The organism is Gelidibacter algens, assembly GCF_001678675.1.
Taxonomy (GTDB): domain Bacteria; phylum Bacteroidota; class Bacteroidia; order Flavobacteriales; family Flavobacteriaceae; genus Gelidibacter; species Gelidibacter algens.
Genome location: NZ_LZRN01000012.1, coordinates 51,672 through 63,855, shown reverse-complemented (window position 1 = coordinate 63,855; position 12,184 = coordinate 51,672). Strand labels below are relative to the sequence as shown.

Below are 12,184 nucleotides of genomic sequence, written 5' to 3'. Positions count from 1 at the left end.
AAGAAAAATAGAAATCCCTTTTTTTAATTTTAGATATGCCCGTTTTAGGAGAATGGTTAACAAAATAATTTTATTGTCAAAGCGGAAATAGCGAATTTTGGAATATGAAACCTGTTACCAAAAATTTTGGTAAACGTTGTTTGCTATTTTGCATTAGCATACTGAAATAGTCGTATCAAAAATTATGGAATATAAATCAGATATCAATAAACTAACGAAAGGCAAACCATATAGGGTTATAACCAAATTTGCTGATTATGATAGAATAATCCATGAAATTGGAGAAGAATGGATTTTTGACAAAACGACATTTTTACCCTATCATTCTGGACTTTCATTGTTCGTAATTGAAAATGGCAAAGATGTAATTTATCGCTTCCAAGCAATACCAGAGGAACAACAAGAGCTATTGAATACATTTATGAACTATGTAGAACTAATTGAAATCTAAATTTCCAGAGGGAAATAACATAGAATACGTTGTTTGAACTTTACTCCTCGGACACTTTTTTACCCTTCAGATATTTATGAGACGCAACTTCTGCATCTTCATCACCATATCCATGGTCATAGGTCTTAAAGCTGGCAACCCTGCTGCACCAGAAAATCCAATTGACTTGTGATGGGATAATCTTCCGGATGGATATTAAAAGCCAGTCTACGAGTCACTTTAGTTTCTGTATAACAGTTTTGTATAAGAATGGTTGCGGGCTTGTGTGCGAGGATTTTCCGCAGGAAAATCAGATGTAGTGAACCTGCATCGACCTTTGGTTAAGCACAAATTTGAGCCTTTATTTTTATACATTGTTAGCTCCAATTTTTTATTTCATTAGTTGAATTATTATTCCAAATATTCCGATTATAAGGCACAAAGGCGAGAAGAATTTTGTGTCCAATTTTCCGAAATCCGTTTTTTTTACGCTCTTAAAAAATCCAACATATTTAAATTCTCCAACTGCTCGTAAAAGAAATATTATAGGAATTATCCAACTTCCGTATGTCATAATCCATTCAGGTAAATTGAATTCAATAAGTCCAGACTTAAGAATATAAAAAATTCCGAATACTGTTAATCCAAATCCAACGATAGCGCAATCAATTTTTTTCGGTATTCAAGACTCTTTCTCCGTTTTTTTTGGTCGGTAATGATTCCGAAAATCCAAATTTCCCTCCAATTACCCAATTGAAATGAATCATTCCAAGTCCAATTAATTTTAAGCTTAATAAAATTGATAAAATCATAATTTCAGTTCGTTTTTCTCAAATTGGTGCTAACAACTCTATAGCATCAGTTTTGTTTTTTTAATTCCCTTACTTTGAAGAACAAATTTCAGTGCATGGCGCGTAGCAAATGGGAGTTAGTCTACAGAAGGTTGGGCAATCACAACTTTTTCTTCCTTTTTTAGTACGCCTACCGTTTTCGTAAATTCAATAGTCTCTATATCGGATAAATTTTAAAATATAACACCTTGCTAAAGTTCTAAAATCTATTTTAAGTTTTGAGTTTGAAAATGAAAATTAGATTTCCTTAATTTTCAAATGTTTGCGAATCAAGTCTTATGTCTTGTAGCGGTCTTAAGTCTTTATCGGACACCATTGATTGAAGTTATTGATTAGTCATAATTTGGTGTCGAGATGTAACCGATTTGCCAACCGGCTTTTGTTTTATACATTTCAAATTCATATTCCGAAGTATTTTCTCCGGGCCATTTCAAACCGATCAAGGCGACAGAATCAGTTGCAGAAATGGGGGTGAATATGATGCTGTCAATCTGGTTCAACAATAAATCCGGTTCCTGCGTTATCAAAACAAAATCAAAATCAAAACCTTCAGGGACATCAGATTGGAGCGGATGCTCTTTTAATTCCTCGGCTTTATCATTAAAATAAACAGTCCAGTCATCAATATATTGTTGCGAAATACAGTCACTGGTTTCAAGAAAGTTCAGGTAGTCGGTAAAGGCCGATGTGTTAACCATAAAATTATCCGCACTATCTTTTATCAGAAAAGGGAAATTATTGGCTTTGTTCAAATTGATCTTATACCAATTCAAAAACTTGATGATCACTTGCTTTGGAGTGTCTGGATTGTTTTGTACCATTGCGATTTTCTCCTTATTATGTGCCACTGCGTCACCACAAGAAAAACAAAGGAAAAGGCTGCATGTTAGGATTGATGTTGCCAAAAGGCGATGTATGTTGTTTATTTTCATTAGTTTTTAGTTTTTAGTTAAAATTTTAAATCTTTTACATGTCATAAAAACCAGAAGCCAGCGGACTTTTTTTGGGTAAAGGAATGATGATGTATTGCCTTGGAAGAAACCAACCCACCTGTTGCATTAGATAATCCAATTGACTTGTGATGGGATAATCTTCCGGATGAATATTAAAGGCCAGTTTACGAGTCACTTTACTCTCTGTATAACAATTCAATAACATCAGCTTTGGTTTTTTAATTCCCTTACTTTGAAGAAATAATTTCAGTGCATGGCGCGTAGCAAATGGGAGATAGTCTACAGAAGGCTGGGCAATCATGACTTTTTCTTCCTTTTTTAGTGCGCCTACCGTTTTCGTAAATTCAATATTTTCTATATCGGACGGATCTGTTTCATCAATAAATTTGTTGTTCAGATGCAACCCGACGATATCGCCGTAAGTAAAAACCCAATCAGCAGAATTATATGCTGTCGGATTAAACACAACGCCCCATCCATTTGCCAATAAAAAATCATCTTTCATATTGCTGATACAGAAGGATTCGAATGGTTTGTTTTCTTCGGGAGTATTCAAAATAAAATAAGGAAATCCATCAGGTCCAGTTAAAACCTGTGGCGTAGCGCATGCGAAACTTGCGTGGGCCACATTTTCGTAAAATGTTTTGTCCCAAACTGCATCTCTTTGCTCTTTTGGAGTTTTGAAAAGTGCCGCTACAATAGCTGTTTTGCTGCTATCGCATTCCAGCCGGTTTGCAGGAATTATCTGTATCGACTGCCTTGGCTCAACTTTCGGTTTTAAAAAATCAAATAGTCCCATCTTCTACTTAATTTACGATGTTTAATAGTTGTTTCAATTGTTCGATTGCTGGCTTAAATGTTGGCTGCTGTTTATGTTCAGGCTGTAGCATGTCCAATAACTTGTTTTCTCTTAACTCCGGCAATCCAGACCATGCCCAAATTGAAAGTGTTACATTCGCTTTAACAGCGAGTTCATCATCATCTCCTTCCAGGCACTTTATTACAAAACGTCTTGCTCCATTGTGATTTTTAAAATCCCCAAGCCCTAAAAATACATCGTTTAAACAGTCAACTCTATGTTGCAGGAGATTCTGGTAAATGATATCAAAACTTTGTTGGTTATTCACCATAGTCCATAATGCCGAAGCAAAAACAATTTGCCATACCGCAGTCGTATGCTCTAAACTCTGTAGGAGCAAATCTTCCAGCTCCGGATATTTATGATACTGCAATGCCTCAATGGCAAACTGCAAACTTGTGCTGTTAGTTTCAGTTTGATTTTTGACCAAATTTTTTGCTACCACTTCCTTTGCCCATTCGGCTTCTTCTTCTGGAGTGGCATTATAAACATCACCAAAACCATCTTTATATATGTACAGTTTTTGCCCGCTGTTTGCCAAATACAATTCCTTTGAAGTTAAATTATACATCGTATGAAGTTTATTTTATTAAGATTAAAATCAATTTTTTATGGAATACATTCACGATAAAAAGGTAAACAGAAACCTGTATTTTGTTCAGAAATACTCAACTTGCTTTTAGCGTATCGTTATTTCTGGAAATTTAAATGACATCACTTTCTTCACCAAGCTATTTTGACTCGTTTTTAATGACGAAAAAAACGCAGGCACCTCTTTTCCATAGGCTCGGCTACTCACTGCAAATAAAACTACTCCCTTTTTTCCTGATTTACCAGCATAAGATTTGTAACGGTACACATTTCGCTCTGCTATAGTCACAGTACCATCAGCTGCATTGGCGGTTAAAACAAACTCAATCATATATTCGCCGCTATTAGGGTTATTGATTTCTGAAAATTGCACCAAAGGGTTAGCAGCTTTCATCTGTTTCAATTCTGCGAGTTTATTGGCAACTGCAGTTTTTGCGTCAGCTCCTGAAGTAAGTACTTCCAGCATGAGCATTGTTTTGAAGGCTTCTGTGGTTTCTCCTTTTGGAATATATTCTTGCTTGTAATACGTCGCTGAAGGATGACTGCTCCAGTTCAGATGGTAGGAGTTTTGCTCAAACATAATCGGTCCTGGTACATTAAAATAATCTGAAGGCTTTTTGTTGGTTTGGCTAAAAGTAGTGACACACATAAGCACTATTGCTGACATTACTAATGCTGATCTTTGTTTTTGTTTTGTTGACATGATCTGTTGTTGTTTATTTAGATATTTTGCTCAAAAGTAAGTTTTAAGTAAACTTTAAAAAACAAGCAATAGACGAACGGCGTTTTAAATATGCAGACAACGTTTTATTTTGACTAGATATTGAAATATACGATTGAAGAAATTGCAAACTTTAATTGTAACGTGATAGTTGATGACGAGTTTGTTCCCCTTATCTTTCAGTCCTGTTTAAAGAAATTTTAATGATTTTGATTTTATAGGCGCTTTGAATCAGCAGAAATACGTTATCATTTTTTGAATAGAAAAATACATGCCCTGGTGTGCGATATGCTTTTTCCCTTTCCTATCATCACTGAAATTCTTTAAGATGAGCCTTAATTTCATTGGCCTGGTCATTTTTTTTCTTAGGAAATTCGAAAAACATCAAAATGTTGTACCTATGTTGTACCTATCCTAATAAAAAAAGGCTCCACATTTCTGTGAAGGCTTGTCTTTACTAGTAGCGGGAACTGTCCCGAAGCGTCGGGAGAACCAGTGAAATCGTTGTTTTTTATCAAAAAAGGCTCCACATTTCTGTGAAGCCTTGTCTTTGCTAGTAGCGGGAACTGGACTCGAACCAGTGACCTTCGGGTTATGAGCCCGACGAGCTACCTACTGCTCTATCCCGCGATGTAAACTCTAAAGGTTCTCTTAGCTTTTAACTCTCGGTTCATAATGCCGACTGGACCATTTTAGGATTGCAAATATATGAGGTTTTTTCCGATAACAAAAACATTTTTAAATAAAAAACTCCTAACATATTAAGCTAGGAGTTCAATAAATATTGACGTCAAGGTTAATCTTCTGTGTCTAAGGTTGCAAGCACTCCTACAGAGTTTATATTTGCAAAATCAAACTCTACTATGTTAGGAAAACTTTTTCCCAACTGTGCTAATTCTCCTTTAAAATTATTACTACCTAACAGCAGGGCTCTAAGCTTTGTTAACTGTCTCAATTCTGAAGGCAAATCGCCATAAAATGCATTGTTAGAAAGCACTAACTCCTCCAAATTTGTCAAATCTCCGATAGAGGCTGGGATGGTACCCATTAATTGATTGTCAAAAACGCTTAACACTTTTAGGTTTTTGAGTTTAGAAAAATCAGATGGCAACTTCCCAATAAACGCATTACTACTGAGAAGCAACTCTTCTAACTCGGTTAAGTCTTCTATCGATTTTGGAAGTATTCCGCTTAAATTATTACTATATAATTCTAGTATTTTTAGGTTATCAAGATTTCCGATAGACTTAGGAATACTTCCAGAGAGTTCATTCATAAATAATCTCAAAGTTTCTAAAGTTGCTAAAGTAGTCAGCTCATAAGGTATGGTGCCTTCCAATTTATTAAAGCTCAAATTGATTTCTTTTAAGGAACCCAACTGACCTATGGTTGTTGGAATGTTTCCAGAAACTGAATTTCTGAACATACTTAACTCCTCTAAGTAAACCAAGTCTCCCAATTCATTTGGCAATGGTCCATTCAAATTATTGTAATCTAAATTGACTGCCACAACTTTGTCATCTACAACTTTAACCCCATACCAAGTCTCAACTGGAGCTTGAAGGTCCCAAGTGTTTTGCCACTCTTGCCCTTTGGTGGAATTATAAAGTGCAATAAGTGCATTTTTTTCTTGTGTTGAAATTTGACCGAAAGACACTATGGTCATTGTAAAAAGCAGTAGTGTAAGTTTGAAAGTTTTCATAAAAATAGATTTGGTTGGCACAATTATAAACGAATGTATAATAATGCCGATGAAAATCCAATTTTTTTCGATGAACTGCAAAACTGCAATTAACTATTCGATTAATAGTATGATTTATATTGATTTATAAACTTTAAAGACAATTTGTAATAGTTTTAACAAAAACCCTATCACACTATGATGATCAATGTGCCACTTATTTTTTAGAATTTGGAGGATATGCTGCTAGTACCTTTGCAACAATTGCCTTGAATTGAGTTTCTCTAGCTTGTGGGGTTGCATTGGGGTGATAGGCACTTTCACTTATGGCCTGCCAAAACAAACCCGATTTATTTTCGTCTACAAATTCGAAAACAATTTCCCTGTTAATTTTTGCTTGACCAACCGGGATTCCAATGGAGATTCCGCCCCCAACGCTACCACCACCTCCGCCAACTCCAACACCCACATTATTGCGTTGGGATTCTTGAAATTCACTGCTTTTAATATTGATCAAAAAATCTGGCGCATCTGATAAGCTTAATCCTTTGGCTTGCAAACCTAGGTCTAAGGCGTCTAAGAGTCTTGCTGAATCCAATTCACTCATCCCCATATCCATCGTCCCATAATAATTATAAGTTGTATAGGCATTAAAATCGGTCGTTTTCTCATAATCGTAGTTAACACGAACGGATGCACAGGATAAAACAAAAAGACAAATACTCGAGATAATCAGTTATTTTTTTCATGATTTTTTGTTTTAAAGATAGTCAAAATTAAGCCTCACTGACCGCTCTGAAACTAGAGCGACATCAACAAGACTATTGTATTAAAAAAGTTAGGTGTTTCTTTTATTTACTTGGTGGCATGGTTGGTCTTACCTCAATTTTACTAGGTAAGGTGCGCTCATTCATTTTGATAATATCAACGACCAATTCTCCCATATCTTCAATCTGAATTTTCCACGCATCACTGTTATCTGGTTCATTTCCATTAAAATGTGTAGCTACAGATCCTGGCATGATGGTACTCACCTTAATATTGTGCTGTCTTAAATCTAACATTACGGATTGTGTGAATCCGGTTACTCCAAATTTACTGGCATTGTATGCGGAGCCACCTGCAAAAAAATTCGTCCCCGCCAAGCTGGAAATACTGATGAAATATCCTTTGGATTTTTTTAAAGCCTCTACACTCGATTTTATGGAGTAGAACACTCCTGATAAGTTGGTATCTATCGTTTCCTGCCATTGCTCTGGCGTCAAGTCTTCAATAGACCCGAAGTGTCCCAGACCTGCATTGGCCACAACAATATCCAACTGACCAAATTTTGATAGTACGTGTTCAACAGCCTTTTGTTGGCTCTCATAGGTTCTGACATCAGCCATTACCCCAAGTGCTTTTGCTGAAGTTTTGGAAGCTTTTTCGAGACTTTCAGCCGCTTCTTTAGCACGCGCCTCATCCCTACTCGTTATGGCCACATTGACGCCTTCATTCATCAAGCTTAATGCTACGCCATATCCTATCCCTTTTGTCCCGCCTGTAATTAAGGCCACTTTATCTTTTAAATCTTTCATTTTTTATGGTTTTACCCAAAGTTACGAAACGATAAAAAATAGGCTTGATTAGAAGTACTAAAATTGTATTAAAACTTTGGAGCGTTAATGCTCTTAGCTCTCTTCTGGTTGTGTGGTTAAGTGTTATCAACAGAGTTGGTTATTGCAGAACAAATAATCGCTGGTGGAATGGACACGTTGGCCAAACCTATAATCAGAATGAAAAATATAATACCTTCCTGCCAACAGAAATTGGGGATACATGACCACAGCCAAGATTAATATTTGAATGTTAATGGAAATGAAACCGCCTATTCGATTTGCCGTACTGACAGATGCATGCCTTTTATTGATTGGTTGTAGACCTTAAAGCCATACAATAACAGGCATATCTTTAGGTTTTACTTTTTTTGTACTTATAGACACCAAACCTTATAAAATGTACTGTTTAGTCATTCAGCATTTTCCATAGTTTATCTTTCAATTCCGTGATTCCTTTTTGGGCCACAGAGGAAATGAACATATAATCTATTGGTAAGGTTTTGTCAAGTTCTTTTTTGAGTTCGGCTTCAAGTTCAGCATCTAGCATATCACTTTTTGAAATGACTATGAAGCGTTCCTTGTCCAACATTTCAGGATTGTAGCGACGCAATTCATCCAAGAGAATTTCGTATTGTTTATGAATGTCCTTGGCATCGGCAGGAACCAGAAATAGTAGTATGGAATTACGTTCTATATGTCTCAGAAAATAGTGCCCAAGACCTTTGCCTTCTGCAGCGCCTTCAATAATACCGGGAATATCCGCCATTACAAAAGATTGAAAATCACGATATTCAACGATGCCTAAATTGGGCTTAAGTGTCGTAAACTCATAATCAGCAATCTTTGGTTTTGCCGATGTAATCACAGACAATAAGGTCGATTTTCCAGCATTGGGAAAGCCTACAAGGCCAACGTCTGCCAAAAGTTTAAGTTCCATCAAGATGTCGCGCTCCTCTAAAGGAATACCGGGTTGTGAATAGCGGGGCGTTTGATTGGTTGACGTTTTAAAATGCCAGTTTCCGAGCCCGCCTTTTCCACCTTCAACAATAATTTTCTCTTCACCGTCTTCAGTGATTTCAAAAATGATCTCATTGGTTTCAAAATCTCTTACTACCGTTCCCAACGGCACGTCAATATAAACATCCTCACCATCAGCACCTGAACTTCTAGAGCCACTACCATGCCCACCATGGCCGGCCCTAATATGCTTTTTAAATTTTAAATGAAATAACGTCCATTGGTTTTCATTACCTCTAATAATGACATGCCCACCACGACCTCCATCACCACCATCAGGGCCTCCTTTAGTGATAAATTTCTCGCGGTGCAAGTGCATAGAGCCCTTACCTCCGTTTCCGGATTGCACATTCATTTTTACATAATCAACAAAATTTCCTTCAGTCATGTTCACTTCCCACCAGTGTGGGATTTTATTCAATGAATTTAAATACGATCTGTTAAGAAAGGTCAGAATCCATTATTCTACAAAAAATTATAATACCGAAAATTTAGGGGTTGACCAGCTCAGGAATATTTTATAATCTGTCAATCACCTTAATCAACCGCTCTGTGATTTCAGAGATACTACCAACACCATCTACCCCGCAATATTTATCTTGGGCCATATAATACTCTTTTAATATAGCTGTTTTTTTGTAGTACTCCTTAATACGGTTTCTGATAATTTGCTCATCAGCATCATCTGGTCTTCCGCTGGTTTTCCCGCGGTCTAACAAACGCGTTACCAAAACCTCATCATCAACTTCAAGAGCAATCATGGCATTAATTTGCGAATCTTTGTTGTCCATCAGTTCATCCAATGCTTTAGCCTGGGCATTTGTTCTTGGAAAACCATCAAAAATAAAACCATTGGCGCCAGCATTTTTCTCAACTTCGGCATTTAACATATCAATAGTGACTTGATCTGGCACTAACTCGCCTTTATCCATAAAAGACTTGGCAAGCATGCCCAAAGCGGTTTCATTTTTGATATTATTTCTAAACACATCACCAGTGGAAATATGTACAAGGTTATAAGTCTCCTTCAAAAAATTGGCCTGGGTTCCTTTTCCAGCACCTGGAGGTCCAAAGAGGACAAAATTGGTCATGTGTTGTGTTGTTTTTAATTGATATACTTCAGGCAAATCCCTTCCCAATCCGTCGTAGTCCAATCCATATCCAACAATGAATTTTTTGGGAATATCAATACCAATATAATGTAGTTTAAAGTCTTTTTTGTAAGCTTCGGGTTTGTGAAATAGGGTGGCTATTTTTAATTCCTTGACGTTTTCATTTTCAAAAATACGATGAATTTCTTCCAATGTATTACCAGTGTCGATAATATCTTCAAGAATCACCACAATTCTACCAGTCAAATCCTGGGTCAATCCAATCAAACGCTCAATATCTTCAGTAGATTTTACGCCTTCATATGACGCTAATTTAATAAAGGTAACTTCACAAGGTTTTGGATATTTTTTTACAAAATCACTCACAAACATGAATGATCCGTTTAAAACACCCACAAACACAGGAACCTCTTCTTTTATATCGGCCGCAACCTCATCCACCATTCTCTGTACGGTGGAGTCAATTTCTTTTTCAGAAATAAAGGGCTTAAAATATAAATCGTGAAGTTTGATCAATGTTTTCGGTTTTTAGAAGATGCAAAGATAGGCTTTTGATTTAAAATTTACTCTTGAAATTTCCAGATTTGATCCACACCTTTCAGAGTTTAGACGTATTTTTGCGATATTAATGAGCTAAAATTAAATGATTTTTCTCTGTAAGAACCTTAAACATGAATTATTTTTCTTCTAAATTTAAACTAGGTATTCTTGGTGGAGGCCAGTTGGGCAAAATGCTGCTTACAGAAACTCGAAAATTTGATATTTATACTTGTGTTCTTGATCCTAGTGCAGAAGCGCCTTCTAAAATTGCCTGTAATGAATTTACCCAAGGCGACTTGATGGATTATGAGACCGTAGTCAATTTCGGCAAAAACGTAGACGTACTGACCATAGAGATTGAAAATGTTAATGTCAATGCTTTAGAAACTTTGGAAAAACAAGGTGTAAAAGTGTTTCCTTCCTCAAAAACCCTAAAAATTATTCAGAATAAGGCCACTCAAAAACTATTTTATGTGGACCATAATATTGCAACGGCAGAATTTGCAAGATTTGCCTATGTCTCTGAAATTGAAGACGCAATTGATAATGGCGGACTCCAATTACCGTTTGTTTGGAAAGCTGCTCAGTTTGGATATGATGGCAACGGCGTAAAAGTAGTGCGAAGCAAAGCCGATCTGAAAACGCTGAAAGATGGCGAATGTATTGCAGAAACCATGATTCCGTTTAAAAATGAACTTGCGGTTATTGTGAGCAGAAATGTAGATGGAGATGTTAAAACATACCCCGTGGTAGAAATGGAATTTCACCCAGAGGCCAACCAAGTGGAATATGTCATTTGTCCTGCGAGAATCAGTGCTGCAGTAGCCCTAAAAGCAAAGGAAACTGCACTTAAAGTGTCTCAGGCTTTTAATCATGTAGGCTTATTGGCTGTTGAAATGTTTCAGACTCAAAACGATGAGATTTTGGTCAATGAAGTTGCACCAAGACCTCATAATTCTGGTCACCATACCATAGAATCTGGTTACACCTCGCAATTTGAACAGCACATCAGAGCCATTTTAAATTTGCCATTGGGTAAAACAGATTATAAAGTTGCAGGTGTGATGGTGAATCTGGTTGGAGCTGAAGGTTATTCGGGAGATGTACACTATGAACATATATCTGAAATTATGGCTATGGAAGGTGTTACCCCGCACATCTATGGTAAAAAACAAACACGACCTTTCCGAAAAATGGGGCACGTCACGATTGTCAATGAAGACTTGAACACAGCGCGGCAAATTGCGGAAGACGTCAAAAATTTAATTAAGGTCATCAGTCAATAAATCCGAAGCAAACTTGGAATTTTGATTATTTATAATTTAAAAAATATGAGCAAAATAGGAATCATCATGGGAAGCAAAAGCGATCTGCCAGTTATGCAGGAGGCTATTGACATCTTAAACCAATTTAATATAGATATCGAAGTTGATATTGTTTCAGCACATAGAACACCGGAAAAATTATTCGATTATGGAAAAAATGCACATACGCGCGGATTTTCGGTGATCATCGCAGGTGCAGGAGGTGCCGCGCATTTACCGGGAATGATCGCTTCTTTATCGCCACTGCCAGTAATTGGTGTTCCCGTAAAAAGCAGCAATTCCATTGACGGGTGGGATTCTATCCTCTCTATTCTTCAAATGCCAGGAGGTGTCCCTGTAGCTACTGTGGCGCTTAATGGTGCTAAAAATGCAGGCATTTTGGCGGCTCAAATTATAGGAAGTTCTGATGCTCAGGTTCAGGAAAAAATTATAGCCTATAAAGAAGACTTAAAAGCTAAAGTTTTAGAATCGTCCAAAACCTTGGAATATTAACATAGAAAACCCCG

The 12,184-nt window shown here is 36.7% G+C and carries 13 protein-coding genes and 1 tRNA gene; 3 read left to right on the top strand and 11 right to left on the bottom strand.

The window, feature by feature from the left end; all coding sequences use genetic code 11:
• Positions 1-184 precede the first annotated feature (184 nt).
• Positions 185-451 (top strand): DUF3601 domain-containing protein, encoded by a 267-nt coding sequence (locus A9996_RS07895; RefSeq protein WP_066432969.1) that lies wholly within the window; start codon positions 185-187, stop codon positions 449-451.
• A gap of 370 nt (positions 452-821) precedes the next feature.
• On the opposite strand, the gene A9996_RS20495 is transcribed toward A9996_RS07895, so the two are convergent.
• The 11 genes from A9996_RS20495 to A9996_RS19570 form a co-directional block, all read right to left on the bottom strand.
• On the bottom strand, positions 822-1,049 hold the full coding sequence (locus tag A9996_RS20495) for a DUF3995 domain-containing protein (protein ID WP_248912329.1): 228 nt from the start codon (positions 1,047-1,049) through the stop codon (positions 822-824).
• 564 nt (positions 1,050-1,613) lie between these two features.
• The gene (locus A9996_RS07885) at positions 1,614-2,213 is read right to left on the bottom strand and encodes a hypothetical protein (RefSeq protein ID WP_111625958.1); all 600 of its coding nucleotides are present in this window, start codon (positions 2,211-2,213) and stop codon (positions 1,614-1,616) included.
• Between the two features lie 34 nt (positions 2,214-2,247).
• Positions 2,248-3,033 carry a hypothetical protein gene (locus tag A9996_RS07880; protein WP_066432962.1) on the bottom strand — a complete coding sequence of 262 codons (786 nt, stop codon included), beginning with the start codon at positions 3,031-3,033 and terminating at the stop codon, positions 2,248-2,250.
• A gap of 7 nt (positions 3,034-3,040) precedes the next feature.
• The gene (locus A9996_RS07875) at positions 3,041-3,664 is read right to left on the bottom strand and encodes a hypothetical protein (RefSeq protein ID WP_066432960.1); all 624 of its coding nucleotides are present in this window, start codon (positions 3,662-3,664) and stop codon (positions 3,041-3,043) included.
• Positions 3,665-3,772: 108 nt separating this feature from the next.
• On the bottom strand, positions 3,773-4,387 hold the full coding sequence (locus tag A9996_RS07870; RefSeq protein ID WP_066432957.1) for a hypothetical protein: 615 nt from the start codon (positions 4,385-4,387) through the stop codon (positions 3,773-3,775).
• Between the two features lie 575 nt (positions 4,388-4,962).
• Positions 4,963-5,035: transfer RNA gene (locus tag A9996_RS07865), tRNA-Met, on the bottom strand.
• A gap of 166 nt (positions 5,036-5,201) precedes the next feature.
• Positions 5,202-6,107 (bottom strand): leucine-rich repeat domain-containing protein, encoded by a 906-nt coding sequence (locus A9996_RS07860; protein ID WP_066433052.1) that lies wholly within the window; start codon positions 6,105-6,107, stop codon positions 5,202-5,204.
• Between the two features lie 196 nt (positions 6,108-6,303).
• Positions 6,304-6,807, bottom strand: a complete 504-nt coding sequence (locus tag A9996_RS07855; protein WP_346210592.1) for a DUF4136 domain-containing protein — start codon at positions 6,805-6,807, stop codon at positions 6,304-6,306.
• Between the two features lie 130 nt (positions 6,808-6,937).
• Entirely contained in the window at positions 6,938-7,663 is a 726-nt protein-coding gene (locus tag A9996_RS07850; protein ID WP_066432955.1) for an SDR family oxidoreductase, read from the bottom strand.
• A gap of 427 nt (positions 7,664-8,090) precedes the next feature.
• On the bottom strand, positions 8,091-9,089 hold the full coding sequence (gene obgE, locus A9996_RS07845; protein WP_066432954.1) for a GTPase ObgE: 999 nt from the start codon (positions 9,087-9,089) through the stop codon (positions 8,091-8,093).
• A 130-nt stretch (positions 9,090-9,219) separates the two neighbouring features.
• On the bottom strand, positions 9,220-10,329 hold the full coding sequence (locus A9996_RS19570) for an adenylate kinase (RefSeq protein WP_083993891.1): 1,110 nt from the start codon (positions 10,327-10,329) through the stop codon (positions 9,220-9,222).
• 155 nt (positions 10,330-10,484) lie between these two features.
• On the opposite strand from A9996_RS19570, the gene A9996_RS07835 reads away from it, so the two are divergent.
• Together A9996_RS07835 and purE are read left to right on the top strand one after the other, a co-directional pair.
• The gene (locus A9996_RS07835) at positions 10,485-11,639 is read left to right on the top strand and encodes a 5-(carboxyamino)imidazole ribonucleotide synthase (RefSeq protein ID WP_066432952.1); all 1,155 of its coding nucleotides are present in this window, start codon (positions 10,485-10,487) and stop codon (positions 11,637-11,639) included.
• A gap of 45 nt (positions 11,640-11,684) precedes the next feature.
• On the top strand, positions 11,685-12,170 hold the full coding sequence (gene purE / locus A9996_RS07830) for a 5-(carboxyamino)imidazole ribonucleotide mutase (RefSeq protein WP_066432951.1): 486 nt from the start codon (positions 11,685-11,687) through the stop codon (positions 12,168-12,170).
• Positions 12,171-12,184: the final 14 nt, after the last annotated feature.